The sequence below is a fragment of the Micromonospora sp. WMMD961 genome (assembly GCF_029626145.1).
Lineage (GTDB): Bacteria > Actinomycetota > Actinomycetes > Mycobacteriales > Micromonosporaceae > Micromonospora.
In genome coordinates this window covers 6,614,214-6,640,783 of record NZ_JARUBJ010000002.1, presented here as the reverse complement: position 1 = coordinate 6,640,783, position 26,570 = coordinate 6,614,214, and the positions used below count along the sequence as shown (strand labels likewise).

The 26,570-nt window shown below is 71.9% G+C and carries 26 protein-coding genes and 1 pseudogene; 17 read left to right on the top strand and 10 right to left on the bottom strand.

The annotated features are described in order from the left end of the window. Positions 1–5: 5 nt before the first annotated feature. The 4 genes and pseudogenes from O7614_RS30400 to O7614_RS30385 all read left to right on the top strand — a co-directional run bounded on the left by O7614_RS30400 (position 6) and on the right by O7614_RS30385 (position 4,162). Positions 6–860 carry a DUF3152 domain-containing protein gene (locus O7614_RS30400; protein WP_278141793.1) on the top strand — a complete coding sequence of 285 codons (855 nt, stop codon included), beginning with the start codon at positions 6–8 and terminating at the stop codon, positions 858–860. Between the two features lie 102 nt (positions 861–962). Beyond that, positions 963–1,787 (top strand): DUF3152 domain-containing protein, encoded by an 825-nt coding sequence (locus O7614_RS30395; protein WP_278141792.1) that lies wholly within the window; start codon positions 963–965, stop codon positions 1,785–1,787. 56 nt (positions 1,788–1,843) lie between these two features. Continuing rightward, a pseudogene (moeZ, locus tag O7614_RS30390) lies at positions 1,844–3,092 on the top strand (adenylyltransferase/sulfurtransferase MoeZ). Positions 3,093–3,316: 224 nt separating this feature from the next. Further along, on the top strand, positions 3,317–4,162 hold the full coding sequence (locus tag O7614_RS30385) for a prenyltransferase/squalene oxidase repeat-containing protein (protein ID WP_278141790.1): 846 nt from the start codon (positions 3,317–3,319) through the stop codon (positions 4,160–4,162). Positions 4,163–4,166: 4 nt separating this feature from the next. Here O7614_RS30385 and O7614_RS30380 read toward each other — a convergent pair whose 3' ends face one another. After that, positions 4,167–5,408 carry a glutamate-5-semialdehyde dehydrogenase gene (locus O7614_RS30380; protein ID WP_278141789.1) on the bottom strand — a complete coding sequence of 414 codons (1,242 nt, stop codon included), beginning with the start codon at positions 5,406–5,408 and terminating at the stop codon, positions 4,167–4,169. Between the two features lie 64 nt (positions 5,409–5,472). Beyond that, positions 5,473–6,630, bottom strand: coding sequence for a glutamate 5-kinase (gene proB / locus O7614_RS30375; protein ID WP_278141788.1), 1,158 nt, complete (start codon positions 6,628–6,630; stop codon positions 5,473–5,475). A 13-nt stretch (positions 6,631–6,643) separates the two neighbouring features. Here proB and O7614_RS30370 point away from each other — a divergent pair, with 13 nt between their 5' ends. After that, entirely contained in the window at positions 6,644–6,955 is a 312-nt protein-coding gene (locus tag O7614_RS30370) for an MGMT family protein (RefSeq protein ID WP_278141787.1), read from the top strand. Between the two features lie 62 nt (positions 6,956–7,017). On the opposite strand, the gene O7614_RS30365 is transcribed toward O7614_RS30370, so the two are convergent. After that, positions 7,018–8,229: a hypothetical protein gene (locus O7614_RS30365; protein WP_278141786.1), complete on the bottom strand. Its 1,212-nt coding sequence runs from the start codon at positions 8,227–8,229 to the stop codon at positions 7,018–7,020. After that, positions 8,222–8,785: a SigE family RNA polymerase sigma factor gene (locus O7614_RS30360; protein ID WP_278141785.1), complete on the bottom strand. Its 564-nt coding sequence runs from the start codon at positions 8,783–8,785 to the stop codon at positions 8,222–8,224. The genes O7614_RS30365 and O7614_RS30360 overlap by 8 nt, the downstream gene beginning before the upstream one ends. 172 nt (positions 8,786–8,957) lie before the next feature. Between O7614_RS30360 and O7614_RS30355 the strand changes: the two genes are divergently transcribed. Next, positions 8,958–10,394: an MFS transporter gene (locus O7614_RS30355; RefSeq protein WP_278141784.1), complete on the top strand. Its 1,437-nt coding sequence runs from the start codon at positions 8,958–8,960 to the stop codon at positions 10,392–10,394. After that, entirely contained in the window at positions 10,391–11,878 is a 1,488-nt protein-coding gene (locus O7614_RS30350) for an aminotransferase class V-fold PLP-dependent enzyme (RefSeq protein ID WP_278141783.1), read from the top strand. The genes O7614_RS30355 and O7614_RS30350 overlap by 4 nt, the downstream gene beginning before the upstream one ends. Before the next feature lie 47 nt (positions 11,879–11,925). On the opposite strand, the gene O7614_RS30345 is transcribed toward O7614_RS30350, so the two are convergent. Both O7614_RS30345 and O7614_RS30340 read right to left on the bottom strand, forming a co-directional pair. Further along, positions 11,926–13,128: a hypothetical protein gene (locus tag O7614_RS30345; protein WP_278141782.1), complete on the bottom strand. Its 1,203-nt coding sequence runs from the start codon at positions 13,126–13,128 to the stop codon at positions 11,926–11,928. Then, positions 13,121–13,657, bottom strand: coding sequence for a SigE family RNA polymerase sigma factor (locus O7614_RS30340; protein ID WP_278141781.1), 537 nt, complete (start codon positions 13,655–13,657; stop codon positions 13,121–13,123). Before O7614_RS30340 ends, O7614_RS30345 begins: the two co-directional genes overlap by 8 nt. A 271-nt stretch (positions 13,658–13,928) precedes the next feature. On the opposite strand from O7614_RS30340, the gene O7614_RS30335 reads away from it, so the two are divergent. Further along, the gene (locus O7614_RS30335) at positions 13,929–14,261 is read left to right on the top strand and encodes a hypothetical protein (RefSeq protein ID WP_278141780.1); all 333 of its coding nucleotides are present in this window, start codon (positions 13,929–13,931) and stop codon (positions 14,259–14,261) included. Positions 14,262–14,473: 212 nt separating this feature from the next. Beyond that, positions 14,474–15,055: an NADH-quinone oxidoreductase subunit B gene (locus tag O7614_RS30330; RefSeq protein WP_179781058.1), complete on the top strand. Its 582-nt coding sequence runs from the start codon at positions 14,474–14,476 to the stop codon at positions 15,053–15,055. Positions 15,056–15,105: 50 nt separating this feature from the next. Here the strand turns inward: O7614_RS30330 and O7614_RS30325 are convergent, their stop codons facing one another. Next, positions 15,106–16,047, bottom strand: coding sequence for a hypothetical protein (locus O7614_RS30325; protein ID WP_278141779.1), 942 nt, complete (start codon positions 16,045–16,047; stop codon positions 15,106–15,108). A gap of 217 nt (positions 16,048–16,264) precedes the next feature. Here O7614_RS30325 and O7614_RS30320 point away from each other — a divergent pair, with 217 nt between their 5' ends. After that, the gene (locus O7614_RS30320) at positions 16,265–17,581 is read left to right on the top strand and encodes a DUF2252 domain-containing protein (RefSeq protein ID WP_278141778.1); all 1,317 of its coding nucleotides are present in this window, start codon (positions 16,265–16,267) and stop codon (positions 17,579–17,581) included. Between the two features lie 16 nt (positions 17,582–17,597). On the opposite strand, the gene O7614_RS30315 is transcribed toward O7614_RS30320, so the two are convergent. After that, the gene (locus O7614_RS30315; RefSeq protein ID WP_278141777.1) at positions 17,598–18,644 is read right to left on the bottom strand and encodes a glucose 1-dehydrogenase; all 1,047 of its coding nucleotides are present in this window, start codon (positions 18,642–18,644) and stop codon (positions 17,598–17,600) included. 105 nt (positions 18,645–18,749) lie between these two features. Between O7614_RS30315 and O7614_RS30310 the strand changes: the two genes are divergently transcribed. Further along, positions 18,750–19,508 (top strand): NADH-quinone oxidoreductase subunit C, encoded by a 759-nt coding sequence (locus O7614_RS30310; RefSeq protein WP_278141776.1) that lies wholly within the window; start codon positions 18,750–18,752, stop codon positions 19,506–19,508. Further along, complete coding sequence (locus tag O7614_RS30305) at positions 19,508–20,470, top strand: complex I subunit 1 family protein (protein ID WP_278141774.1); 963 nt, start codon at positions 19,508–19,510, stop codon at positions 20,468–20,470. The genes O7614_RS30310 and O7614_RS30305 overlap by 1 nt, the downstream gene beginning before the upstream one ends. Before the next feature lie 423 nt (positions 20,471–20,893). Here O7614_RS30305 and O7614_RS30300 read toward each other — a convergent pair whose 3' ends face one another. Beyond that, on the bottom strand, positions 20,894–21,913 hold the full coding sequence (locus O7614_RS30300; protein WP_278141772.1) for a glutathione S-transferase C-terminal domain-containing protein: 1,020 nt from the start codon (positions 21,911–21,913) through the stop codon (positions 20,894–20,896). An 89-nt stretch (positions 21,914–22,002) separates the two neighbouring features. Between O7614_RS30300 and O7614_RS30295 the strand changes: the two genes are divergently transcribed. Next, positions 22,003–22,431 carry an ester cyclase gene (locus O7614_RS30295; RefSeq protein WP_278141771.1) on the top strand — a complete coding sequence of 143 codons (429 nt, stop codon included), beginning with the start codon at positions 22,003–22,005 and terminating at the stop codon, positions 22,429–22,431. Here O7614_RS30295 and O7614_RS30290 read toward each other — a convergent pair. Then, positions 22,412–22,987: a Uma2 family endonuclease gene (locus tag O7614_RS30290; protein WP_278141770.1), complete on the bottom strand. Its 576-nt coding sequence runs from the start codon at positions 22,985–22,987 to the stop codon at positions 22,412–22,414. The two genes, O7614_RS30295 and O7614_RS30290, sit on opposite strands and share 20 nt — an antisense overlap. A gap of 94 nt (positions 22,988–23,081) precedes the next feature. On the opposite strand from O7614_RS30290, the gene O7614_RS30285 reads away from it, so the two are divergent. From O7614_RS30285 to O7614_RS30270, 4 genes are read left to right on the top strand one after another with little or no spacing between them, the layout of a single operon-like run. Next, the gene (locus O7614_RS30285) at positions 23,082–23,684 is read left to right on the top strand and encodes an NADH-quinone oxidoreductase subunit I (RefSeq protein ID WP_278141769.1); all 603 of its coding nucleotides are present in this window, start codon (positions 23,082–23,084) and stop codon (positions 23,682–23,684) included. Positions 23,685–23,709: 25 nt separating this feature from the next. Continuing rightward, a complete protein-coding gene (locus O7614_RS30280) occupies positions 23,710–24,270 on the top strand; it encodes an NADH-quinone oxidoreductase subunit J (protein WP_278141768.1) in 561 nt (186 codons plus the stop codon). Next, complete coding sequence (gene nuoK, locus O7614_RS30275; protein WP_278141767.1) at positions 24,267–24,629, top strand: NADH-quinone oxidoreductase subunit NuoK; 363 nt, start codon at positions 24,267–24,269, stop codon at positions 24,627–24,629. The genes O7614_RS30280 and nuoK overlap by 4 nt, the downstream gene beginning before the upstream one ends. Continuing rightward, on the top strand, positions 24,626–26,557 hold the full coding sequence (locus O7614_RS30270; protein ID WP_278141766.1) for an NADH-quinone oxidoreductase subunit L: 1,932 nt from the start codon (positions 24,626–24,628) through the stop codon (positions 26,555–26,557). Before nuoK ends, O7614_RS30270 begins: the two co-directional genes overlap by 4 nt. The last annotated feature ends 13 nt before the right edge of the window (positions 26,558–26,570 follow it).

Below are 26,570 nucleotides of genomic sequence, written 5' to 3'. Positions count from 1 at the left end.
GCCCGATGCCCAGCTCAGCCCGCCTCCCGGCCCGTCGTCAGCGACGCTTCGCGCTGTTCGCCCAGCTGGTGGCGGTGGTGCTGGCGGTGGGCGCGGCGGTGACCGTGATCGCGGAGGGGCCGGACGGGCACCCCGGTGCCGAACGGTTGGCCGCCGACGAGATCCCGACGCTGCCGCCGCTGGTGGCCGCGCCGCTGCCGCCGTCGGTCAGCCCGTCGCCCTCCGCGGCGGTCCCGTCCAGCCCGCCCCCGGTGCTGCGGATGCCCGGTGCGGTCCCGAGCGCCGGCACCGGCGATTTCGGGTACGACGCCCGCTCCGGGCCCGTGCTGGGGCGAGCGGGTGAGCTGCGGCGTTACCGGGTCGCGGTGGAGTCGGGCAGCAACGAGGATGCCGCCGACTTCGCGCTGGCGGTCCAGACGGCGCTGGCCGGGCCGGGCAGTTGGGTCGACAGCGGCAGGCTGCGGCTGCAACAGGTGCCGGGGGGCGCGCCTCGCGACTTCACCGTCTACCTGGCGACCGCCCGCACGGCGGGTCGCATGTGTGCCGACGGGGGAGTGGACATCAGGGTCGGGGGTCGGCCCTACACGTCCTGCCGGGCACCCGGCCAGGTGATCATCAACCTGGATCGGTGGCGGCTGTCCGTGCCGCACTTCGTCTCGGCGAAGGTGCCGCTGGCGGTCTACCGGACGTACGTGGTCAACCACGAGGTGGGGCACCAGCTCGGGCACCGGCACGAGCGCTGCCCGGGTGCCGGCCGGCCAGCGCCGGTGATGATGCAGCAGACGCTCTTCCTCAACGGGTGCCAGGTCAACCCGTGGCCGTACCTCGACGGGCGTCGCTACACCGGCCCTGCCCTCTGAGTGACGGGCCGACGCGCCCTCCTCGTACCCCTCCATCAGGCGTCTTGCGGCAATAGCTGCAAAAACGGAAGAATGCCCGAATAATCTGGCAGGCTCGACGTCATGACGCCGTCGTCCCGTTACGGCCCGCCCCAGCCGCCCGACCCGTCGGGCCGGCCGGCGTACGTGCGTCCCACGCTGGCCCGGATGCACCGGCGACGTCGCCGCACCCTGCTGCTCGTCCTTCTCGTGCTGACCGCCGTCATCGGCGTGCCGATGGCCAGGGGCGACGGCGAGCCGGCGGCCGTGACTCCTGCCGTCACGACCCAGAGTGGCACGGGACGCGGCGGTGGGGCGCCACACCCTGCGCCCACCAGCTACCCGTCGGTCGGAGCGGGACGCTTCACCGCCGCCGACGGCGAGACACCCGTGCACGGTACGGACGGTCCGCTGCGCCGGTACCGGGTCGTCGTGGAACGCGGCACCGGCCAGGACGCCGAGGTCTTCGCCGCCCGGGTGGACGAGGTCCTGGCCGACTCGCGCAGCTGGATCGCGTCCGGTGACCTGCGGGTGCAGCGGGTGGCCGACGCCGGTGCCGCCGACTTCACCATCTACCTGGCCACCCCGGTCACGTCCGAGCGGATGTGCGCCGAGGGCGGGTTGACCACCGAGCGCTACACCTCCTGCCGCCTGCCCGGCCAGGTCATCATCAACCTGGCCCGCTGGATGGAGGCAGTGCCCGACTACGGCGCCTCGCTGGACACCTACCGCACCTACGTGATCAACCACGAGGTCGGCCACGAGTTCGGCGAACTGCACGAGGCCTGCCCCGCCCCGGGTGAGCCCGCACCGGTGATGCAGCAGCAGACGTACGGCCTGGACGGCTGCGTCGCCAACGCCTGGCCCTACCTCGACGGCCGTCGCTACGCGGGTGACATCGTCCCCTGACCGACGGCATCGTCGGTTATTCCCGCTCCCGCATCGCGGACCACGTGTCCTCCCTCATGGCCGAGCGGGGCCCCGGCGAGCAACAATGGCGCGGTTCACACCGCCGATCCCGGGGAGTCCACCGTGTCGTTGCCCCCGCTCGTCGAGCCCGCCGCCGAGCTGACCGTTGACGAGATCCGCCGCTACTCACGCCACCTGATCATCCCGGACGTCGGGGTGACGGGGCAGAAGCGGCTGAAGAACGCCCGGGTGCTGTGTGTCGGCGCCGGTGGCCTCGGGTCACCCGCCCTCCTGTACCTCGCCGCGGCCGGGGTCGGCACGCTCGGCATCATCGACTTCGACACCGTCGACGAGTCGAACCTCCAGCGCCAGGTCATCCACGGTGTGTCCGACGTCGGCCGGTCCAAGGCCGAGTCCGCCGCCGCGTCGATCCGCGAGATCAACCCACTGGTCAACGTGGAGATCCACAACACCGCCCTGGACCGGGAGAACGTCCGCGAGATCTTCGCCCAGTACGACCTGATCGTCGACGGCACCGACAACTTCGCCACCCGCTACATGGTCAACGACGCGGCGGTGCTGCTCGGCAAGCCGTACGTGTGGGGCTCGATCTACCGCTTCGACGGTCAGGCGTCGGTGTTCTGGGCCGAGCACGGCCCCTGCTACCGCTGCCTCTACCCGGAGCCGCCGCCGCCGGGCATGGTGCCCTCCTGCGCCGAGGGCGGCGTGCTCGGTGTGCTCTGCGCGTCGATCGGCTCGATCCAGGTGAACGAGGCGATCAAGCTGCTCACCGGCATCGGTGAGCCGCTGGTCGGCCGCCTGATGGTCTACGACGCCCTGGAGATGGAATACCGCAAGATCAAGGTTCGCAAGGACCCGAACTGCGCGCTCTGCGGCGAGAACCCGACGGTCACCGACCTGCTGGAAGACTACGAGGACTTCTGCGGCGCGGTCTCCGAGGAGGCCCAGGAGGCAACGCTCGACTCGACCATCACGGCACTGGAGCTCAAGGACTGGCAGGACGCCGGTAAGGACATCTTCCTGGTCGACGTGCGCGAGCCGGCCGAGTACGAGATCGTCCGGATCCCCGGCGCCACCCTGATCCCCAAGGGCGACATCATCTCCGGTGAGGCACTCGCGAAGCTGCCGCAGGATCGGCAGATCGTGCTGCACTGCAAGTCCGGCGTTCGCTCGGCAGAGGCGCTCGCGGCGCTCAAGGCGGCCGGGTTCCGGGACGCCGTCCACGTGCAGGGCGGCGTGCTCTCCTGGATCAAGCAGATCGATCCGGCGCTGCCGGCGTACTGACCGACCGGGCCGGGGGCGGCCGAACGGGCCGCCCCGGCCCGCGACGGCGGCCCCGGTAGCGGTCGCACGCCGCCCGTGACGGTGGCCCGGTGACCGTCGCACCCGCCGCCCGGGCGAATCGACGCAAGTCACGATGATTGGCCCTGCGGTCGGAGCGACGCAGCCATGCCAGGCCAACCGATTCCCCGAGGCGGGATCGCATCTGCGCAGGTAGCGTTCCCGCCGTGGTCGACTTGGAAGCCGCGATCGGGTTCGTCGTGGCGCACGGTGATGCGGTGGAACGCGCCCGCCTCTCCTGGCTGCGCAACGGCACCGCGGTGCCCGCCAACCTGTTGGAGACGGCAGAGGTCGGCCAGTCGCCAGACGGCGGCTGGCCGGCCACCTGGGGCGGCCCGATCGCCTCGATCGACGCCACCTGCTTCCGGCTCGCCGAGCTGGACGACCTGGGAGCACTCGGCCGTCCCGCAGCTCGTCGCGCGCTCGACTGGTTGGCGTCCCGGCAGCAGGCCGACGGCGGTTGGGACGAGGACGCGTCGCTGGCCGACTCGGCCCCGGAGTGGGCCCGACCCGGCGACCCGGAGGCAGGGTTCCTCGTGTCGGCCAACGCCGGTTTCTGGCTCACCGTCGCCGGCCTGGACGCGCGCGCCTCGGGCCCGCTCGACCATCGGGTCGGTGGGGCGTACGCCGGGGTGGTGCAGGCGGCGGCCCATTCGCTGGCCGCGCGGCTGCGTCCGGACGGCAGTTGGCCCTCGTACCTCGCCGCCGGCTGGTTGAGCGCGTCGGTGCTGCACCGGCAGGAGATGTTCCAGGAGTCGGCGCGGATCCAGGTGGTGCTCGCCGAACGGATGCCGAAGATGTCTGCGGGCAATGTGGCGTGGTTGGCGGCCACGCTGCGCAGGGCCGGCATCGACCCACAGGACTGGATCATGGTGCGGGCTCTGCGCCGGCTGGCCGAGACCCAGCGCAGCGACGGCGGCTGGGAGAGCGATGACGGCCACCAGTTCGACGTGCACGCCACGCTGTCCGCGATCCGAGCCGCCCGGCCCACGCCGGCCGGAGCCGCCGCGTAGCCGGCTAGCGCAGGTGCCCGTCTCCGGTGACCACGTACTTGGTGCTGGTCAGCTCGGGTAGACCCATCGGGCCACGGGCGTGCAGTTTCTGGGTGGAGATGCCGATCTCCGCCCCGAACCCGAACTCGCCCCCGTCGGTGAACCGGGTCGACGCGTTGACCATCACCGCCGCCGCGTCCACCCGGGCGACGAAGTCGCGCGCCGCGCTCGCCGAGTCGGTGAGGATCGCCTCGGTGTGCCCGGTGCCGAAGCGGCGGATGTGCGCTACCGCCGCGTCCAGTGAGTCGACCACCGCGACCGAGATGTCGGCGGACAGGTATTCGGTGGCGAAGTCCTCCTCGGTGGCCGGGACGACGGCGGCGGAGTACGCGGCCACCTCGGGGGAGCCGTGCACGGTCACCCCCGCCTCGGCGAGGGCGGCCAGCATCGGCGGCAGGAACGCGTCGGCGACGTCCGCGTGCACCAGCAGCGACTCGGCGGTGTTGCAGGTGGAGAGGCGTTGCGTCTTGGCGTTCAGCGTCACCGCGACGGCCTTCGCGACGTCGGCGGCGGCGTCCACGTAGACGTGGCAGTTGCCCACCCCGGTCTCGATCACCGGCACTGTCGACTCCTCGACCACGGTGCGGATCAACGACGCGCCACCACGCGGGATGAGCACGTCGACGAGCCCTCGGGCGCGCATCAGCTCCTTGACCGAGTCGCGGGAGCTGGCGTCGAGCAGCTGCACCGCGTCGGCCGGCAGCCCGGCCTCGGTGACCGCGTCGCGCAGCACCTCGACCAGCGCGGCGTTGGAGTGTGCGGCCGAGGACGACCCGCGCAGCAGCGCCGCGTTGCCCGACTTGAGGCAGATCCCGGCGGCGTCCACTGTCACGTTGGGTCGCGCCTCGTAGATGATGCCGACCACCCCGAACGGCACCCGGATCTGACGTAGCTCCAGCCCGTTGGGCAGGGTGGAACCTCGGACCACCTCGCCGACCGGGTCGGGCAGCGCGGCCATCTGGCGCAGCGCGTCGGCGATGCCGGCGACCCGTCCCGCGTCGAGGGCGAGCCGGTCCAGCACGGACGCACTCAGCCCGGCCTCGCGGCCGGCTGCCAGGTCCACCTCGTTCGCGGCCAGAATCTCCGAGGTACGCGCCACCAGCGCGTCGGCCATCGCCACCAGCGCGGCGTCCTTGACGGTACGCGTGGTCACGGCCAAATCCGCGGCGGCGTCCCGCGCCCGCTTCGCCTGCTCGCTCACGCTCATCGATTGCTCCTCGCGTTAGGAAGGGCCCCTTGTACAACACCAGGCGTTAACAGGGGGCCCTTGCTTACAGCAGCACCAGGTCGTCGCGGTGGACGACCTCTCGTTCGTACGCCGGGCCGAGCGCCGCGGCGAGTTCGGACGTGGAGCGGCCGAGCAGCCCGGGCAGCTCCACCGCGTCGTAGTTGACCAGACCTCGGGCGACCGACGCGCCGGCGGTGTCCACCAGGTCCACCGGGTCGCCCGCGGTGAACGTGCCGTCGACGGCGGTGATGCCGGCCGGTAGCAGCGACTTGCGTCGCCCGACGACGGCGGCCACCGCGCCCGGGTCGAGGTGCAGCCGCCCACGGGGTGACGTGGCGTGGGCCAGCCAGAACAGCCGGGCCGTCGGGCGTTGCCGCTGCGGGTGGAACAGCGTGCCGACGGGTTCACCGGCCAACGCCGGGCCGGCCAGGTCGGCGGCGGTGAGCACCACCGGGATGCCGAAGCCGGTGGCGATCCGGGCGGCCTCGACCTTGGTCACCATGCCGCCGGTGCCGACACCGGACCGGCCGGCCCCGCCGATGGTGATCCCGGCGAGATCCGCGTCGCCGTGAACCTCGGTGATCCGGGTCGACTGCGGCTTGGTGGGGTCACCGGTCCAGAGCGCGTCCACGTCGGAGAGGAGAACCAGCAGGTCGGCGTGCACCAGCGCGGCCACCAGCGCGGCCAACCGGTCGTTGTCGCCGAACCGGATCTCCTGGGTGGCCACCGTGTCGTTCTCGTTGACGATCGGCACCGCCCGCAGGTCGAGCAGCTTGCGCAGCGTCCGGTACGCGTTGCGGTAGTGCGCCCGCCGGGTCACGTCGTCGACGGTGAGCAGCACCTGCCCCACCGTGCGGCCGTGCCGGGCGAAGCTGGCCGCGTACCGGCCGATCAGGAGCCCCTGCCCGACGCTGGCGGCGGCCTGCTGGGTGGCCAGGTCGCGCGGGCGTCGGATCAGGCCGAGGGGGGCGAGGCCGGCGGCGATCGCGCCGGAGGACACCAGGACCACCTCGCGCCCCTCGGCGGCGAGCCGACCGAGGATGTCGACGAGCGCGTCGACGCGCTTCTCGGCCAGGCCGCCGGTGGCGGTGGTCAACGAGGAGGATCCGATCTTGACGACGACCCGCCGGGCCGCCGTGACTGCGTCGCGCACCCGCCCATTCTGCGTGGTCACGGCCGCACCACCCGGCGGCGTTCCCATATGGTGGCGGATTGTGACACCTGACGAGTACGTCGAGGCGGTGCTCGACCTGGTCGAGCGGATCCCGGAGGGCCGGGTCATGTCGTACGGCGCGGTCGCCGACGCGCTCGCCGAACGATCGGGTCGCGCGTCCGCGCGACTGGTGGGCACCATCATGGCCCGCCACGGCGGCTCGGTGCCCTGGCACCGGGTGGTGACGGCCGCTGGCCGGCTGCCACCGGGCCACGAGCGGGAGGCGCGGGCCCGACTGCGCGCCGAGGGGGTGCCGCTGCGCCCGGCCGGGGTGGACATGACGGCGAGTTGGTCGCCCGGCGAGCAGGGGTGACCGAGCAGCCCTGCCGGGCGGGCGCCCCGCCCCCGGCAGGGGACAGGGCGCCGCGAGGTGGTTCAGAGCCGGAAAGGCAGCACGACGCTGTTGTCGTCCTGCTTCGGGTCGGGCCACAGCCGCTCCTGGGCGTCGTGGTGGTAGACCCAGAACCTCCGGTTCTGCGCGTCGGGTCCGGTCGTACCCGGGACCAGATGGACGAAGGTGTAACGGCGCGACTCACCGGCAGGCACTCCGGGCAGTAGGCATGACGGGTTGTCGGCCTGGGGCGCGGGGTTCGGGTCGCACTTCGACCAGTCCCCGCCCGCCGGCTCGAAGTCGAAGCCACGGAACGAGATCTGCGGCGCGTCGAGCGGCCCCGCGTTGGTGACTGTGAAGACGGTGGTGAGTTGGCGGGTGTCGGCGCCGGGGACGTCGACCAACTCGTGGGTCATGCTCAACCTCAGGTCGGTGAGTCGGGGGTCCTTGCCGAACGTCGTCGGGCCGTCGGTCTGACCGAACCGCTCCCCGTCCCACCGGTACGTCCGCACCTGCTCCCGCCGCAGGTAGGTCGGTGTGCCGCAGCACGGCACGATGTCGGCGACGCGCACCTCGACCGACCCGTTCTGGGTGATCTCCGTGGTGCGGATGTCGTCGAACCCGTCGCCGGTCCGGACCACCCTGCCCACCGTCACGATCCGGCCGTCGGCGTCCCGGTCGAAGGCCACCACCTGCTTCGCCGACGCCTCGCCGTACCGGCAGGCGACGACGGCGATGGTTTCGACGGCACCGTCGCCGTCGATGTCGCCGTGCTCGAACTCGTTGTCGGCGAGCATCGACACGTAGGTGTCCGTCGTGTCGTCCTTCAGCCGCACCTTCGAGGTGGTGCAGCCGCCCTCCGCCATGCCCGACGGCCAGCTCGGCAGGTCGACGCGGGTGGCGAGCAGTTGGGCCCGACTGATCCGCCCGTCCGGAGCGCTCGGGGTACTGGTGGTCGTCGACGGTGACCCGGTCGGTGTCGGCGTCGGCGTCGACGGTGTCGACGTCGGCGGTGCCGTCGGTTCGACGGACTCCGCCGGCACCGGCGGGTTCCGGTCGCCGCGCAGCGCGGCGTTCGCGACGACGGGGGCCACCACCAGGACGACCGCCGCGGCGGCCACGGCCATCGCCGTCATCCGACGGCGTCGGCGCAGGTGGCGTCGGGCCTGGTCGGGGCCGGGGCCGGTGACCCGGCTGACCACGTCGTTGCGGTACGCGGAGAGCCGCTCGCGCAGGAGCGGGTCGAAGTCAGACATCGCACACCCCCTCGGTGTTCTCGTCGAGCAGTCCGGCCAGTGCCGTCCGACCGCGGTGCAACCAGGACTTGACGGTGCCCTCGGCCACCCCTTCCTGGGCGGCGATCTGACTCACCGACAGGTCGGCCAGGTAGTGCAGGATGACCGCTCGGCGGTGGTTGGCGGGCAGTTGCGCCAGCGCCGCGTCGATCGCCACCCGGTCGGGGTTCGGCCCGGCGACCTCCGCCTCGGTGGGCCGCTGCCGCAGCAGGTGGTTGCGGGCGGTTCGCAGGCGTCGCCAGCGGCTGCGGGCCAGGTTCCAGGCGACCCGGCGGACCCAGGCCACCGGGTCGTCGTACCGGACCAGGCGGTCCCAGCGGGCCAGCGCCCGGTAGAACGCCTCCTGGGCGAGGTCCTGCGCGTGTCCGAGATCCCCGACGTACGCGCACAGTTGGGCGGTCACGCTGCCGAAGTGCGCGTGGTAGAAGTCGTCGAAAGTGATCGTCACCTCGACCGTCGCACCGGCCGTCCGTGCCGCCGGTGGCTCTTTGGCGTGGGCTCCCATCGTTGCTGTCACTGCCCCTCCCCCGTCACCGCCGGGCTGGTCTGCCGTCGGTGCTGGTAACACTCCGAGACTGCGGAGGCGGTTGCGCGTCCGACTGCCGTCAACCCGACTGGACTGATGTCCGCGTCAGGCGGGCGGATGAGGGGATGTGACCTCCGACATAACGTGAGTAACATTCGGCCCCATGACAATGCCGTCGGGCACCGGCTGGTCAGCCGCCGGCTCGCTGCCTCGCCCGGTGCACGCCGGCTACGCGCTCGGCTCGCTGGCGACCGGCGCGTTCGGCACCGTGCCCGGTCTGCTGCTGCTGCCGTATTTGACCGACACGCTGGGCGTGGCCGCCGGACTCGCAGCCCTGCTGGTGCTGCTGCCCAAGGCCTGGGACGTGCTGGTCAACCCGGTCGCCGGGCGAATCTCCGACCGCACCCGGTCACGCTGGGGCGCTCGCCGCCCGTACCTGCTCATCGCTGGCCTCGCGCTCGCTGTTCTCTTCGCGTCGATCTTCGCCGCGCCGTTCGGCAACGGGCCGGCCGCCGCGGCGTACGTGGCGTTCGCCTTCCTCGCCACCGCCACCGCGTTCGCCTTCTTCCAGGTGCCGTACGTGGCGATGCCGGCGGAGTTGACCGACGACTACGCCGAGCGCACCCGGCTGATGACCTGGCGGATCGCGGTGCTGGCGTTGGCCATCCTGGTCTCCGGTGCGGTCGCCCCGCTGGTGGTGAGCGCCGGCGGCGACGGTGTGGCCGGGCACCGGTGGATGGGGTTGTTCGTGGCGGCGCTGATCGCCCTCGGTGCCGTCGGGGCGTTCCTCGGCACCCGGTCCGCGCCGACCGGCACGGTGAGCGGGAGCGAGCCGAGTCTGCGCGCCCAACTCGCCGTGGCCGCCGCCAACCGCCCGTTCCGGGCGCTGCTGATCTGTTTCGTCGTGCAGTCCGCCGGGGTGGCGACGATCCTGGCCGGGGTCAACTACTTCGCCGGGCAGATCCTGCGCGACGACGAGAGCGGGCCGACCCTGCTCTTCGTCTGCTTCGTCGGGCCGGCGCTGCTGGTGATGCCGATCTGGTCCCGGGTCGGTGCCCGGCTGGGCAAGCGGACCGCGCTGGTCGCCGCCTCGCTGATCCTCGCCGTCGGGGCGCTCACCCTGGTCGCCGCGTCGGTGCTGCCGACGGTCGCCGTCTACCTGGTGGTCGCGGTGATCGGCGTCGGGTACGCCGGGCAGCAGGTCTTCGCGCTGTCGATGCTGCCGGACTGCATCGCGTACGACACCAGGCGCACCGGTCGGCGACAGGCGGGTGTGTTCACGGGCCTGTGGACGGCCGGGGAGACCCTCGGGCTGGCGCTGGGTCCGGGCATCTACGGCCTGGTGCTCCAGCTCTCCGGCTACGTCTCCTCCGACACCGGAACAGCCGCCGCCCAGTCCGACGGTGCCCGCCTGGGCGTCCTGCTCGGCTTCACGCTGATCCCGGCCCTCTTGATCGCCCCGCCGATCCTCCTACTCCGCCAGTACACCCTCACCCCCGCCGCCCTGGCTGACCCGATCCGTGACGACCGCGTCGATCATGGAGTTGTGGTGGGGACGAAAGCCGTTGACCGTCACGAGAAGGGCACCACAACTCCATGATCAACGAGACCAGGGTTGAGGACCGGGCCACGTTGCCTCTCGGGGTGCCGGCGGAGGTCGCGCTCGACGAGTTACGGCAGTTGCGCGCCGGGGACCGGCCGACCCACGGGGGGCAGTTGTTCGCGTACGTCTACGACCCCGCGGTGCCGGGCCTGGACGAGCTGACCGCCGCCGCGCACCGGGAGAGCGCACACGTCAACGGGCTGGACCCGACCGCGTTCCCGTCCCTGCTGGCGATGGAGAACGCCCTGGTCGGCGCTGCCGGCCGGGTGCTCGGTGCTGGCCCGGGCACAACCGCCCCGGACGTCGTGGGCAGTGTCACCAGCGGCGGTACCGAGTCGCTGATCCTCGCGGTCAAGACGGCCCGGGACGCGCACCCGGAGATCGCCGAGCCCCGGATCGTGGTGCCGTCGAGCGCCCACGCCGCATTCGCCAAGGCGGCGCACTACCTGCGGGTGGCGATGGACGTCGTGCCGGTCTCCCCGGACACCCTGCGTCCCGATCCGGCCGCGATGGCCGCGGCGATCCGTCCGGAGACGGTGCTCGTCGCCTGCTCCGCGCCGTCGTACGCGCACGGGGTGGTGGACCCGGTCGCGGAGATCGCGGCGGCGGCCGCCGCCGCCGGGGTGCGCTGCCACGTGGACGCCTGCTTCGGCGGCTGGACCCTGCCGTACCTGCGTCGCCTCGGTGAGCCGGTGCCGCCGTTCGACTTCGCGGTACCCGGGGTCACGTCCATCTCGGTCGACCTGCACAAGTACGCGTACGCGCCGAAGGGGGTGTCGGTGCTGCTGCACCGGGACGCCGCGCTCCGCGCCCCGCAGTACTTCGCGTACGCCGACTGGCCCGGCTACACGATGATCAACCCGGTGATCGCGTCCACCCGCTCGGGCGGGCCGATCGCCGCCGCGTACGCCACGGTGCGGCACCTCGGCGACGACGGTTACCTGCGGCTCGCCACCGTCACCCGGGACGCGGTCGCCGGCCTGGCCGACGCGGTACGCGCCGCCGACGGGTTGCGGCTGATGGCCGAGCCGGAGTCGACGGTGGTGTGCTTCACCGCCACCGAGGGCGGCCCGGACCTGTTCGTCCTGGTCGACGAGCTGACCGCGCGCGGCTGGCACACCCAGCCCCAACTGTCGTACGCGGGGCTGCCGGCGAGTGTGCACCTCACGGTGACCGCCTCGGTCGCGCCCCGGGTCGCCGAGTTCGGGCCGGACCTGGTCGAGGCGGTGGCCGCCGCCCGGGCGGCCGGTCCGGTCGCCCTCCCGCCCGAGCTCATCGCGCTGGCGACGTCGCTGACACCGGACGCCCTCACGCCCGAACTCGTCGCCGGGCTGGCCGCCGGGCTCGGACTCGGTGGCGGGGGAGCGTCGACGCCGGACCGCCTCGCGGTGGTGAACACGCTGCTCGACGCCGCCCCGCCGGCGTTGCGCGAACGCCTGCTGGTGGAGTTCGTCGGCCTGTTGCAACGTCCCACCTGGTGACGGCGCCCGGTCTGGTCCACCGTCGCGGGACGGTGGACCGGACCGCCTCAGCCGTAGGTGATCGAGACCGTGTTGTCCGGTACGTAAACCTCCTCCACGAAGTCGAAGTTCGCGTCCATCGCCCGGACGTCCACGTCGGCCTTGCCGGTGCCGACGCTGGTGCCCGCCGGAACCCGGAAGCCGAGCGTGAGCTTGGCTTCCTTGCCGGCTCCGAGTCCGTTGAGGTCGCACGTCACCGGCTCCCGGGTCGTCTCCGGGTCGTTGCGGCACGCCGCCCATCCACTGCCGTCGGGACGAACGGCTGGCGGCAGGCCGAGCCGCAGAGCCACGTAGGCGGCCGATCCGGTCGTGCTTCTGATGCGCACGGTGACCGTGCCGACCTTGGAGCCGTCCCCGGCGTCGGCAAGCACGAGGTTCGTGGCGGTGACGACGAGGTTGACGTCGTGCCGGTTCGGGCCGAAGCTCGTCGGCCCGGAGACCTGAGCGAAGGCGTCGCCCTTCCAGCGGTAGCCCCGCCACTGCCGCTGTGACCACTCGGCGGGCCAGCCGCCCCCGGGGGCGATGTCACCCACCTGCACACGGACCGTGCCGTCGGCCACCACGTCGAGGGCGAACAACCACTGCGGCTTGTCGATGGTCGTCGCCACCACGCGGCCGAGCGTGATCACCTTCCCCTGCTCGTCCCGGTCGAAGGCGACCACCTGCATCGGGCCGCCGGTGCCGAGCACGCACTGCACCAGTGCCACCGTCTCCACCGCACCGTCCCCGTCGACGTCGCCGTGGTCGAGCGCCACCAGCCAGTTGACCCCCTCGCGGTCGTCACCGCTGATCCGTACGGCCGACGTCGGGCAGCCGCGCCCGGCCCGCCACGCCGGCAGGGTCACCGACGCGCCGAGCAACTGCGCCCGGCTGATCCGGCCGTCGGGCACGGCGGAGGCGGGGCCGCCGGTGGTCACGGAGGGGCCGGGGGTCGGGCTCGTCGATCCCTCCGGCGTGGGCGACACCGAGATGCTCGGCGTCGGGTCGACCGGACCCGGTTGGTGGTCCGGGCCGCTCATCGCCGCGTACCCGATGGCGGACCCGCCGAACAGCGCGAGCGCCGTCGTGGCGGTGGCACCCCACCGGCGTCGGTTGCGACCCCGCACCGTCCGACGGACGGCGGCGGGACCGGGCACCTCGACCTTGTCCAGCACGGTACGGCGGTAGTGGGCAAATTCTTCGGCGAGGCCGAGGGTCTCCTGCTCAGACATCCCGCACCTCCTCGTTGGTGTCCCGCAGATGGGCAGCGAGGGCCGTGCGGCCCCGGTGCAGCCACGATTTGACGGTGCCCTCGGCGACCCGCTCCTGCGCGGCGATCTCGGCGACCGACAGGTCGGCGAGGTAGTGCAGAACGACAGCCCGCCGCTGTTTCGGCGGCAACTTCGCCAGCGCGACGTCGAGGGCGACCCGGTCGGGGCTCGGCCCGGCGACGTGGGTAACCCGTTGCCGTACCAGCCACGACTGGGCGGTCCGTAACCGCCGCCAGCGGTTGTGTCCGAGGTTCCAGGCGACCTTGCGTACCCAGGCCAACGGGTCCTCGTACCGGGCGACCCGGTCCCAGCGGGCGTACGCCCGGCAGAACGCCTCCTGGACCAGGTCCTGTGCCTGCCCACGGTCACCCGTGTACGCGGTGAGCTGCACGACCAGCGAGCGGAAGTGGGCGTGGTAGAAGTCGTCGAAGACCAGTTCGTTGGCGGCCGAGGTGGAGTTGCCCAGCGGGTCCGGCGGCCGTCCGCCCACCTGTACTTCTCTCGTCACAAGCACTCGTCCTCCCCGTGGTGGCCGCGGGCGGCGTGTTCGCCAGCACCGGTCACACATTCGGGTACGCCGGCAGGTTGCGGGAGAACCGGTAGGCGTTCCCTGTCGTCTCCGAGACATCGCGCCCGCGTGGCACAGATCAGGTGGTACATCAACGGGCATAAGTATAGATAAGTGCCGCTATAAGTAGGTTTTGTGTTATTCGTCGTTTCCGTACGGTCAGGTCATCAACCAAACGGCACGGGGAGAGACCATGACGATGCGAAAGATCCTGATCACCGGAGTGACTGCGGCAGCCGGCCTGGCCCTCGGCCTGGGCGGCGCGGCGGCAGCCGTCACGGCGATCGGCCCCGGCCCGGGTGCTCCGGGCGAGATCGGCCCCGGCCCGGGTGTGGTCCTTGCGATCGGCCCCGGCCCGGGTGTGGCCGCGAAGATCGGCCCCGGCCCGGGTGCTCCCGGCGAGATCGGCCCCGGCCCGGGTGTGGCCGCGAAGATCGGCCCCGGCCCGGGTGCTCCCGGCGAGATCGGCCCCGGCCCGGGTGTCGCTGAACTGGCCGGACCCAGCTCGACGGTGACGACGGCCTGAGTGTGACGTGCCGTCGGGACGACGGCGCCCGATCGGGCCCGGCCGAGAATCTCGGCCGGGCCCGATCGGCAGGTCAACCGTCTTCCCGTGTCAGCTTCGATGGTGATTCCTGCGCCTCTCGTCGGCGGCGGCTCTGATTGGCGCCCGAAGCCAGGAACGAGGCTCGGAGTCGCTGTGGTTGACTGTCCGGTGGGGGACAGAAGGGGGCGGTCGTGCAGCTACCGGCAGTGCTCGGTGAGCCGATCCGGTTCGTGTTGAACTGGGGGCGTCGCTACTCGCTCTGGGTGTTCAACTTCGGCCTGGCCTGCTGCGCGATCGAGTTCATCGCCACCAGCATGGGTCGCCACGACTTCATCAGGCTCGGCGTGATCCCGTTCGCCCACGGCCCCCGGCAGGCAGACCTGATGGTGGTGTCCGGGACGGTGACGGACAAGATGGCTCCGGCGATCAAGCGGCTCTACGACCAGATGCCCGAGCCGAAGTACGTCATCTCGTTCGGTGCCTGCTCCAACTGCGGCGGCCCCTACTGGGATTCGTACTCGGTGACCAAGGGTGTGGACCAGCTCATCCCGGTCGACGTCTACGTGCCCGGCTGCCCGCCCCGGCCGGAGGCGCTGCTGCACGGCATCCTGCGCCTGCAGGAGAAGATCGCCGCCGAGCAGTCCGGTATCGGTGGCGTGCCGCAACGCGACGTGTTGGCCGCGCCGTTGGACGCGCCGCCCCGCGAAGCCGCTGCCCCGCGTTCCGTCGACTCCCTCACCGCTGCGCCGGTGCGCCCGCCCGCCGCCAACTGACGGCGCGGGCCGCCGCCCGGACGGGTCCGAGCGGCGACCGGATCGACAGGTCAGCCGTTCGCGCCGACAGCCAGCGCGGTCCGCACGACGTTGTCGCTCGGGTCGACGTCGGGAGTCGTCGGGTACCAGTCGGTCGTCACCTCGATGTCGATCAACTTGGTGGCGTCGGCCGGATCGGTCGGCGGGCTGATGACCAGCGCGAAGCTGTACTCCTCGCCGGGCATCAACCGCAGGCCCGGCACCGGCACCAGAGCGCCGCTGCCGCCGACCGGGCCGTCGGCCGGGTCGGTGTGCCAGAACACGGAGCCGGCCGGCAGGGAACTGGCCTGCACCCAGAAACTGTTGTGCGGCGCGTCGCCGTCGTAGCGGATCGTCACCGGCACCCGCAGGTTGCCCTCACCGCCCGGGAACTCCGTCACCGGGCCGTCCAGCCTGATCGAGGCGTCCGGTTGGGCGTCCTGGACGTAGGGCCGGGGACGGATCAGCGAACCGGTGGTGGACCGGAACAGGGCGCCGAACGACGTGCGCGCCACCAGACCGCCGTTGGTGGAGTAGGCCTCGACCCAGCCGCCGTTCATGCTCATCGGGTACCGCCGTGGGTCGGTCAGTACGTGGAAGTCCAGCTCGTTCCGGATGCTCTGGCCCGGGGCCAACTCGACCCAGGTGTCGGTCAGGGCGCAGTTGAACACCCGGCGGTTCTGCTCCACCCGCATGTCGAACATGTCGCAGTTGAGGTCGTCGCGCTGGAAGGCGCCCGGCACCGGCTCCCGCAGCTTGTAGTGGAAGTAGTCGGTGGCGCTGCCGGTGTTGGTGACGGTCACCGAGACGCTGCCCTGGTATCCCCGGTCGGTCGGGCTCAGGATCAGCCTGCCCACCGAGAGCGTGTGGTCACCGGCGCGGACGGGCGCGGCGACCGCCGGGCCGGTCGTGGCGACCGTCGCGGTCAGGCCGAGCAGCGCGGCGGTGAGTAGGGTCCCCGTTTTTTTGAACACGTGTATCTGGTCCTCCCGTGATGGCAGCCGGCGCCGATCGCGCCGGCTGCCTAGACAGACGTCAGCGAACCCATGTTGGTTGCACCACCATCGATTCACGTCGGTTCAGCATGGGTGACGAGGCCGCCCAGGGCTGTCCCGGGTCGACTTCCCGGTCGAAGGGGACAAGTCGGTTGTCCGAGGCTCGGGGTGGCCGGGCCGGGCTAGCCTGCGGTTCATGAGCAGTTCAGTGGAGCAGCGGACCGCCCACATCGTCGACGTGCTCACCGAGGAGTTCGGCGCGTCGATGGCGATCGACCCGGCCGCCTTCCGCCGCAAGTTCCGCAAGATGGCGGCCTCGCCGTTCGCCTTCTACCGCGGCAGTGCCGCGCTGTTCTACGCCGACCAGCTCGGCGACTTCGCCGACGACCGGTTCCTGGACGAACAGACCAGCCGGGTGTGGATCCACGGTGACCTGCACGCGGAGAACTTCGGCACATACATGAACGGCTCCGGGCAACTGGTGTTCAACGTCAACGACTTCGACGAGGCGTACGTCGGCCCGTTCACCTGGGACCTGCGACGGCTCGCGGCCAGCGTGGCGCTGCTCGGCTACGGCAAGGCGCTCTCCGACACGGCGATCGGGGATCTGGTGGCCGGCTTCGCCCGGTCGTACCTGACCGAGCTGCGGGCCATCGCCGCCGGCGGTGACGACGCGATCGGCTCGATCACCCTGGACAACGCCGACGGCGTGCTGCGCCGGGTGCTCCAGCAGGCCCGGCTCAACACCCGCGTCGACCTGCTCGCCGCGCAGACGACGATCGACAACTACGAGCGACGCTTCTCCATCGGTGACGGGGTCTTCGAGATCGACGACGCCACCCGGGACCTGGTGAGCGCCGCCTTCCAGGACTACCTGGGCACCCTGCCGGTCGGCTCGACGCAGCTCCGGCCGGTGGCGGCGCGGATCAAGGACGTGGTGCTGCGCAAGGGGGTGGGCATCGGCTCGGCCGGACTGCCGTCGTACAACCTGCTGCTGGAGGGGCACACCCAGGCGTTGGAGAACGACGTCGTCATCTACATGAAGCAGGCGCAGGTGCCGGCCGTGGCACGGTACGTCACCGACGAGTCGGTTCGCGGATACTTCCAGCACCAGGGGCACCGGACCGCCGAGTCGCAGCGGGCGTTGCAGGCGCACGCCGACCCGTGGCTGGGCTTCACCGAGCTGCACGGGGCCGGTCAGCTCGTCGCCGAGGTGTCCCCGTACGCCGCGGACCTGGACTGGTCCGACGTGAACGAGCCGGAGGAGCTGACCGGGGTGTTGGTCGACCTCGGTCGGGCGGTGGCCCGGATGCACTCGGTCGCCGACGACGAGTCCAGTCACGACCTGGTGGACTACTCCACCGAGGAGGCGATCGTCGCGGCGGTGGACACCGACGAGCGGGGCTTCGTCGCCCACCTGGTGGACTTCGCGCACGCGTACGGGGTGCGCGCCCGGCAGGACCACCAGCTCTTCGTCGACCTGTTCCGCAACGGTCGGCTGCCGGGGATCTGATCGGGCGAGGCGTCACTCAGGACGCGAACTCCAGCACCACCTTGATGTCGTCCGGCCCGGGGGTGTACGCGTCGGCGTACCGGCTCACCGGCACCCGACGGGTGAGGAGTGACTCGAGCCAGACCTGGTCGGCGCGGACGAGAGCCTGCGCGGCCATGCTCCAGTGCCGCCGGTTGGCGTTCACCGAGCCGAACACCACGTTGTTCTCCAGCACCAGGGACCGGTTGAGCGCCCCGGCGTCGAAGTCGATGCTCCGGCCGCCGCTGGACACCCCGGCCAGGCAGACGATCCCGTTCGGGGCCGCCTTGCACATGACGTCGAGGACCACAGTGGGCGCGCCGGTGCACTCGATCACCACATCCGGCTCGAACTGCAGGTCGTTGACCGGTACCGCGTGGTAGGTGGCGCCGAGCCCGGCGACCAGCTCCGGCTTCGGGCCTTCGGTGGCCCGGTCCAGCACGTGCACGCTGAGCCCGCGCTGGGTGCCGAGCAACGCGGCCAGCAACCCGATCGGGCCGGCGCCGGTCACCAGGACGGTCTGCGGCTGCCACTCGGCCCGGTGCCCGATCCGCTCGATGTGGTCCCAGGCCTTCGCCACCACGCTGGTCGGCTCCAACAGCACGCCGACCTGGGCCAGCGCCGGGTCGAGCGCGACCGCGAACTGTGGTTCGATCCGCCAACGGTCGCGGGCGAACCCGGGTAGCGCCTTGATGCCGTGTTCGGTGTACTGCCCGTTACGGCACATGTCCCACTCGCCGACGGCGCAGTTCGGGCAGGGGACCGGGTCGGGGTGCCGGACGATCCCCGCCACCAGGTCGCCGGGTTGCAGGGTGCCGCTTGAATCCTCGATCACCCGGCCCAGCGACTCGTGCCCGATGATCAGGCGGTCCGCCCCCGGCGGCGCCTCGCCGTAGTCCCCCGCGATGATCTCGTGGTCCGTGCCACAGATGCCGACGGCGAGCGCCTCGACCAGGACCGAGCCCTCCTCGGCAGCCGGCTCCGGTTGGTCCTCGACGAGGTGCAGCGAGTTGGCCACCCCGGGTGTCACAGTCACAGCGCGCACTCCCTCATCCTTCCTCGTCGCGGGCTGCGCCGCGCGCGAAGCTGGCAGATCGCGGGGGATCGGCGGCGGCCAGGTGCGGGCGCGGGCGGCACTAGGATCAGCGGCATGACTCCCGAAGAGGTCGGCGCTCGGCTGATCGCGCTGCTCGCGCCGGTCGAGGCGACCCCGTCGGTCTCCGGCGGGCAACGGTTCGCCCGTGCCACCGTCGACGTGCCACCGGCGAGTTGGTTGGCCGCTGTGCACGCCGCCCGCGACGACACCGAGCTGGCCTGCGACTTCTTCGACTGGCTCTCCGCCGTCGACGAGTTGGCGGAGGGCTTCGACGTGGTAGCGCACCTCTGGTCGACGCGGCTTCGGCACGGCGTGCTGCTGCGTACCCGGCTGCCGCGCGGTGAACCCACTGTCGCCTCGGTCGTCGACGTCTACCCGGGTGCCGCCTGGCACGAGCGGGAGACCCACGAGATGTTCGGCATCGACTTCGCCGGCCACGGGGAGCTGCGTCCGCTGCTGCTGCCGCCGGAGTTCGAGGGCCACCCGCTGCGTAAGGAGTTCGTGCTCGCGTCCCGGGTGGCCAAGCCCTGGCCGGGCGCGAAGGAACCGGGCGAGTCGGAGGCCGGCGGCGGACGTCGGCCGATCCGCCCGCCGGGCGTTCCCGCTCCCGGCGAGTGGGGCACCACGCCCACCCCGGCCGGCGCGGGCGGCGTGGGGGAGGGCCCGCGCGGCGGCACCCCGGCCAGGCCGGCCGGCGAGCGGCCGGCGCGGCCCGCTCCGGGGGCCCGGCCGGCGCGTACTCCCCGGCCTGCCGCCGGTGACGACGGCCCGGCGCCGACCGACCGGCCCGACCACGATGGGGGTACGACCTGATGCCGCTCTGGGTGGAGCTGGTGCTGCGGGTGGGTGGCGTGGTGGTCGCGTTCCTCACCCTGCCGTTGCTGGTGGGCCAGGCCGAGCACAAGGTGATGGCGCACATGCAGGGCCGGCTCGGCCCGATGTACGCGGGCGGCTTCCACGGCTGGGCCCAGCTGGTCGCGGACGGGGTCAAGTTCGTGCAGAAGGAGGACGTGACTCCGCGGGAGGCGGACCGGGCGGTGTTCCGGCTGGCCCCGGCGGTGGCGTTGGTGCCCTACCTGCTGGTGCTGCTGGTGATCCCGCTCGGCCCCAACGACCTGGTCGGGCAACCGCTGGACATCGGCCTGTTCTTCGTGCTGGCCGTGGTCGGTGTCGGGGTGGTGGCCGTGCTGATGTCGGCGTGGGCGTCGGCCAACAAGTACAGCCTGCTCGGTGGGCTGCGTGGGGCCGCCCAGTTGCTCGGTTACGAGCTGCCGTTGGTGCTGGCGGCCGCTTCGGTGGCGATGGCGGCGGGCACGCTCAGCCTCTCCGGCATCGTCGAGGCGTGGCAGCCGTGGTGGCTGCTCTGGCAGGCGCCCGCAATGATCATTTTCTTCGTCGCCGGGCTGGCCGAGATCCGCCGACCGCCGTTCGACATGCCGGTGGCCGACTCGGAGCTGGTCTTCGGCTACATGACCGAGTACACCGGGCTGCGGTTCGCGTTCTTCCTGCTCGCCGAGTACGTCGGCATCGTGGTGATCGCCGCGCTGACCACTGTGCTGTTCCTCGGCGGGTGGCAGGGCCCGTTCGCCGACGACCAGCTCGGTTGGCTCTGGACACTGCTCAAGATATTCGCCGTGTCGTTCGTGATCATCTGGCTTCGGGTGTCCTACCCCCGGCTGCGCGAGGACCAGTTGCAACGGCTCTGCTGGCTGGTGCTGGTGCCGGCGTCCCTCGGGCAACTGGTCCTCACGGCGGCCGTCCGCATCGCCCTCTGACCTCGCGCGACAGTGCCCGAGCCGCGCGCGATCATCTTGCGCGAGGTGGGCCGGATCGCTCAGCGCGGCGCGTCGAGGTGGTCCCGAGAGACGCTTTCGAGCTGATGTCGTAAACGAATCGTCCGCTGCCGCTGCCGCTGCCGCTGCCGCTGCCGCTGCCGCAGCCGCTGCCCGGGATGCCGCCCGATGTCACAAACGATTCAGCTCGAAAGCATCCTCACGACCATCCCCGCGCCAGGCCCGCGACCGGCAAACCCGGCCGGCCCCACGTCCCACGCCCCACGCCCACCCCCACGCCCGACCGCCCGAGATCCGTGCAACTTCCCGGGTAACTGTTCAGGTCGTGGGTTGGCGACTTGATCGTTTGCGCGGACCTTGCGGCGAGCCCGGCGAGGGGCGACGAAATGACGCGAGGTGGACCGGTCAGCGCAGCGGGGTGTGCGCCGGGTCGACCGGCTCGAGCGGCGGCGGGGGCGGGGTGCCGTCACCGAAGGGGCGGCCACCAAGCGCCTCCCGGCCGTGCGGGCTGAGCCAGTTCGACAGGTCGGGACCGAGCGGCACGATTCCGGTCGGGTTGATGTCGCGGTGCACCTCGTAGTAATGCCGCTTGATGTGGTCGAAGTCGATGGTGTCACCGAGACCGGGTGTCTGGAACAGGTCCCGGGCGTACGCCCACAGCACCGGCATCTCGCTCAACTTCTGCCGGTTGCACTTGAAGTGACCGTGGTAGACCGGGTCGAAGCGGACCAGGGTGGTGAACAGCCGCACGTCCGCCTCGGTGATGGTGTCGCCGACCAGGTAACGCTGGTCGGTCAGTCGCTCGGTCAGCCAGTCTAGCCGGTCGAAGAGCCGGTGGTACGCCTTGTCGTACGCTTCCTGGCTGCCCGCGAATCCACACCGGTAGACACCGTTGTTGACGTCCCGGAACACCACGTCGTTGACCTCGTCGATCTGCGCCCGCAGGTGCTCGGGATAGAGCTGCGGGGCGCCGTCGCGGTGGTACGCGACCCACTGCGTCGACAGGTCGAGGCTCATCTGCGCGTAGTCGTTGGTCACCACCTGCCCGGTCGGCACGTCCACGATCGCCGGCACGGTGATGCCGCGCTCGTAGCCGGGGAAGCGCTTGAAGTACGCGTCCTGGATGCGCTCGATGCCGAGTACCGGGTCCCGGCCGTCCGGGTCGAGGTCGAAGGTCCAGCTCCGGGCGTCGTGGGTCGGGCCGGCCACCGCCATCGAGAGGGCGTCCTCCAGGCCGAGCAGCCGTCGCACGATGATCAGGCGGTTCGCCCACGGGCAGGCCCGACTGACCACCAGCCGGTACCGGCCCGGCTCCACCGGGTACCCGTCGCGCCCGTCCTTGGTGATCCGGGTGGCGATGTACCGCTGGTCGCGGGTGAACTCGCCACCCGGCTCGACGTACTTGCCGCCTGTTTCCTCGCCCACGTGACCCTCCCGGTGTTGTTACTGCCCTGCTTCCCATCCTGACCGATCTCCAACCGGCCGACGGCGTGAGCCCGGATACCCTCGCCGGCATGACGGATGTGGAGGCGGCGGCCCGGCGGTTCATCGCCGACGTGTGGAACGCGCGTCGGGAGGAGTCCGCGTACGAGTTGGTGGCCGAGGAGTGCCCCGGGTTGGGCGGCACCGGGCCGGAGGCGACGTTGGCCTGGCACCGCGAGCGCCGGGCGGCCTTCCCGGACCTGCGCTACAAGGTCGTGGACGTGGTGGCGGCCGGCGAGCGGGTGGCGGTGCACTGGCGGGCGGCCGGCACCCACGTCGGGCAGTTCGGGCCGGTGCCGCCGACGGGTCAGGTGGTCAGCTACTCCGGCGCGACGTTCCTGCGCTTCGACGTGGCGGGCCGGATCGTCGAGGTGTGGAGCTGCAACGAGTTGTTCCAACTGCTGCAACAACTCGGCGTCGAGATGTTGCCCCCGACCGTCGTCAACGGACCCGGGGCGTGATCCGACTGATCGGCAGGTTGATCGGAAAGGGCTCGCCGGTGTCGACGAACTTCGTCCACCGCCCGGTCTCGGTGTAGACCTCGTTCACCGCGTCGATCCGGTAGGTGACGACCTCCAACTCGCCGCCCTCCGTCTCGATCCGCCAGTAGTAGGGGATGCCGGCCTGGGCGTACAGCGCCGGCTTCAACACCCGGTCGATCGAACGGGTGTTGGGCGAGACGATCTCAATGGCCAGGACCACCTCGTGCGGCTCGTACTTCGCCGGCTCCCGAGCCGCCGCGGTAGCGGTGGTGATCAGCACGTCGGGGATGAACGACCGGGTGCGGTTGATCCGCACCTCCACGCCCTGGGTCACGTCGTAGCCGTCGGGGCAGTCTTCGTCGAGCGCGGCACCAAGACGCATCGCGATGGTCTGGTGGGTACGGGTGGGGGAGGGGGACATCAGCAGCACTCCATCGAGCAGTTCCCGGCGGCGGCCATCCTCGGGCAGCGCATCCAGATCGTCAGTCGTCCACTCGCTCTCGGGCGGGTGGTCGCTCTGCAGCGCGGCGGTCATGGCAGGTCCTTCCGGGTGCGTCGTTCTCCCCACGACCACCGTACCGCCCTGGACCTGTGGGTGGTGGTCGCGCGCGCCGTGGCCACAGGGCAGGATGGTCGACATGAGCGACCCCAGCGAGCGCGGCGACACCAGCGACCGCAGCCTGCCCGGCGCGGGCCTGGTGAAGGGGTTGGCGGTCACCCTCAAGACGATGACCAGCCGCTCGACCACCCAGCAGTACCCGGACGTCGCCCCCGAGCTGCCGCCGCGCTCGCGTGGCGTGATCGCGCTGTCGGAGGAGAACTGCACGGTCTGCATGCTCTGCGCCCGTGAGTGTCCGGACTGGTGCATCTACATCGACTCGCACAAGGAGGAGGTGGCGGTGCCCGGCGCCGCCCGTCCTCGCCAACGCAACGTGCTCGACAAGTTCGACATCGACTTCTCGCTCTGCATGTACTGCGGCATCTGCATCGAGGTCTGCCCGTTCGACGCGCTGTACTGGTCACCGGAGTTCGAGTACGCCGAGTACGACATCAAGGACCTGCTGCACGACAAGGACCACCTCGGTCAGTGGATGGCCACCGTGCCGCCGCCGCCCGCGCACGACCCGAACGGCGAGCCGGCCAAGGAGGAGACCGCCGCCGCGCGCAAGGCCGCCGCCCGTCCGGCCCCTCCAGCGGTACGCCCCGAAGCCGACCAGGACCCCGCGTCGTGACCGCCCGAGCCGGAGAGGCGCTCCGGTGACCGGGGCGGACGTGCTGCTGCTCGCCCTCGGCGCGGTGGCGGTCGGTGCGGGTGTGCTGGTGGTGACCACGAAACACCTGGTCCGGGCCGGCCTCTACCTGGTGGTGTGCCTGGGCGCGTTGGCCGGTGACTTCCTGCTGCTCAGCGCCGAGTTGGTGGCCTGGGTGCAGGTGTTGATCTACGTGGGCGCGGTGGTCGTCCTGCTGCTCTTCGCGGTGATGCTGACCCGGGCTCCGATCGGGGCCTCCGACGACCTGGACCGGCCCGGCTGGCCGGCCGCCCTGATCGGTGGTGGCGCCGGGCTGGGGTTGACCGTGCTGCTCGTCGACGCGTACCGCTGGAGCACCGTCGCGTTGCCCAACACGGGCACCGCCGAGCGGCTGGGGGAGCAGATCTTCCAGTCCTGGGTGCTGCCGTTCGAGGTGCTCTCCGTGCTGCTGCTGTCCGCCCTGGTGGGCGCGATCGTGCTGTCCCGGCCGGACATCGGCCGTCCGCCCAGCCGCGCGACGGCGGCACCCACCGAGCTGGTCGACGCGGAGACCGGGGGGCGCCGGTGAGGCCGGTCATCCCGTACGTCACCGCCGCGCTGCTGTTCGGGCTCGGCGTCTACGGCGTACTGCGCCGACGCAACGCGGTGCTGGTGCTGATGTCGGTCGAGCTGATGCTCAACGCGGTCAACCTGATCCTGGTCACCGCGGACACCACCGCCCGCGCCGTGCTCCCGCACTCGGGGCAGGTCTTCGCGCTGTTCGTCATCGTCCTCGCCGCCGCCGAGATCGGCGTGGGGTTGGCGATCGTGCTGCAGCTCTACCGGCTGCGGGCCACCGTGGCGGTCGACGACGTGCCCCTGACCGAGCCGGCACAGGTCGTCGACGGGCGTGAGCCGGCCGTCCTGGACACGGAGGCGGGCCGGTGACCGGGCTGCTCGGGGCGTTGCTGCCCGCCGTCCCGCTCGCCGCCGGTCTGGCTGGCCTGTTACTGCCGCCGGCCCCGCGCCACGACGACACGACCGGCGGCGGTCGGGCCCGACGGGCGGCCGTCGTGCTCGGCGTCACCGGTGCGGCCGGCGCGTTGGCGTTGGCCGTCGCGCTGCTGCTGACCGTCGACGGGCCGACGGAGACGTCGACCACCTGGGTCGAGGTCGGCGGTCTGATGGTGACCCTCGGCGTACGGCTGGACGGCGCCGCCGCGCTGGTCGCGGTGGCGGTCACCGCTGTCGCCCTGGCCGTGCAGGTCTACTCGATCGGCTACCTGCGGCGCGGTCCACACGACGACATCGACGTCGACCACCGCTACCCGCCGTACGCCGCCCAGATCAGCCTCTTCACCGGTGCCATGCTGCTGGTGGTGGTCGCCGGGGACCTGATCATGCTGCTGGTCGGTTGGGAGGTGATGGGCCTCTGCTCGTACCTGCTGATCGCCCACGACCGCCGACTGCCCGGCGCGCCGGCGGCGGCGATGAAGGCGTTCCTGGTGACCCGGGTCGGTGACGTCGGGTTCCTGCTCGGCATCGCGTTGCTGGGCGTGTCGACGGGCAGCTTCCGGATCGCCGACGTGCTCGCCCACGACCACTCCGGCGCGACGTTGACCGCTGCCGGCCTGCTGCTGCTCGCCGGGGTCGCCGGTAAGAGCGCGCAGTTCCCGCTGCACACCTGGCTGCCGGACGCGATGGCCGGCCCCACGCCGATCTCCGCGCTGATCCACGCCGCGACGATGGTCGCCGCCGGGGTGTACGCGGTGGCCCGCCTCTACCCGCTGTTCACGGCCGCGCCGGTGACGCTGACGGTGCTCGGGGTGGTCGGCGCGATCACCCTGCTGCTCGGCGCGCTCGCCGCCACCGCGCAGGACGACATCAAACGTGTGCTGGCCTGGTCGACGGTGTCCCAGTTGGGCTACATGACCGGTGCGCTGGCCGTCGGCTCCCCGTCGGCCGCGCTGTTCCACCTGCTCACCCACGCCGCGTTCAAGGCGTTGCTGTTCCTCGCCGCCGGCGCGGTGATCCACGCGGTCGGCACCACCCTGATGTCGGAGATGGGCGGGCTGCGGCGGAGCATGCCGGTCACGTTCTGGTGCACGGTGGTGGGCCTGGGCGCACTGGCCGGGGTGCCACCGTTCGCCGGCTTCTGGAGCAAGGACGGCGTGTTGACGGTGGCCGAGGCCGCCGCGCTGGAGGGCACCGGCCCGGCGCCGTCCTGGGTGGGCTGGCTGGTGTGGCTGGCCGGTCTGCTCGGCGTGGCGATCACCGCCTGGTACGCCGGTCGCCTGCTGCTGCGCGCCTTCTTCGGCGTACCCCGCCTGCCGCTGGTCCGACCGCACGACCCACCGGCGGTGCTGCGCTGGCCGGTCCTGCTGCTGGCCGTGCCGGCCGCGCTGCTCGGTCTGGCCGGGTTCGTCGGGGCGTTCGCCGACCGCCTGCGGTTCCCGACCGTGCCGGTGGCCGGCTCCGAGGACGGCCTGGTCCACGTGGGGCCGGGGGTGCTGCTGCCGCTCGCGTTGCTGCTGGTCGGCGCCGGGCTGGTCACGCTGGGCTGGCGTCGGAACCCGACCGCCGACCCGGCGGTCGCGCTGGGTCCGCTGGGGCCGGTCTTCGCCCGCGCGTTCCGGCTCGACGACGCCCAGCACACAGTTGTCGTACGCCCAGTCCGGGCGCTGGCCGGCGCCGCGCGCACGACCGACGAGGTGGTCGTGGACGGCGCTGTCGAGGGCAGTGGGCGAGCTGCGTCCGCGCTGGGGGCGGGGCTGGCCGTGCTGCACCGCGCGGCACTGCCCCGGGCCGCCGCCGGCGTACTGGCCGGCGCGCTGCTGATCGGCCTGGCCGCCGCCGTGATCGGAGGGGTCCGGTGAGCGCGAGGAGTGA

Coding starts and splice junctions, on each gene's coding strand:
- O7614_RS30365 (WP_278141786.1), bottom strand. CDS start 8,229: ATGTCTGACTTCGACCCGCTCCTGCGCGAGCGGCTCTCCGCGTACCGC.
- O7614_RS30310 (WP_278141776.1), top strand. CDS start 18,750: ATGACTCCCGAAGAGGTCGGCGCTCGGCTGATCGCGCTGCTCGCGCCG.
- O7614_RS30290 (WP_278141770.1), bottom strand. CDS start 22,987: ATGACCGCCGCGCTGCAGAGCGACCACCCGCCCGAGAGCGAGTGGACG.
- O7614_RS30345 (WP_278141782.1), bottom strand. CDS start 13,128: ATGTCTGAGCAGGAGACCCTCGGCCTCGCCGAAGAATTTGCCCACTAC.
- O7614_RS30295 (WP_278141771.1), top strand. CDS start 22,003: ATGACGGATGTGGAGGCGGCGGCCCGGCGGTTCATCGCCGACGTGTGG.
- O7614_RS30400 (WP_278141793.1), top strand. CDS start 6: ATGCCCAGCTCAGCCCGCCTCCCGGCCCGTCGTCAGCGACGCTTCGCG.
- proB (WP_278141788.1), bottom strand. CDS start 6,630: ATGGGAACGCCGCCGGGTGGTGCGGCCGTGACCACGCAGAATGGGCGG.
- O7614_RS30335 (WP_278141780.1), top strand. CDS start 13,929: ATGACGATGCGAAAGATCCTGATCACCGGAGTGACTGCGGCAGCCGGC.
- O7614_RS30355 (WP_278141784.1), top strand. CDS start 8,958: ATGACAATGCCGTCGGGCACCGGCTGGTCAGCCGCCGGCTCGCTGCCT.
- O7614_RS30395 (WP_278141792.1), top strand. CDS start 963: ATGACGCCGTCGTCCCGTTACGGCCCGCCCCAGCCGCCCGACCCGTCG.
- O7614_RS30380 (WP_278141789.1), bottom strand. CDS start 5,408: ATGAGCGTGAGCGAGCAGGCGAAGCGGGCGCGGGACGCCGCCGCGGAT.
- O7614_RS30285 (WP_278141769.1), top strand. CDS start 23,082: ATGGTCGACATGAGCGACCCCAGCGAGCGCGGCGACACCAGCGACCGC.
- O7614_RS30350 (WP_278141783.1), top strand. CDS start 10,391: ATGATCAACGAGACCAGGGTTGAGGACCGGGCCACGTTGCCTCTCGGG.
- O7614_RS30305 (WP_278141774.1), top strand. CDS start 19,508: ATGCCGCTCTGGGTGGAGCTGGTGCTGCGGGTGGGTGGCGTGGTGGTC.
- O7614_RS30320 (WP_278141778.1), top strand. CDS start 16,265: ATGAGCAGTTCAGTGGAGCAGCGGACCGCCCACATCGTCGACGTGCTC.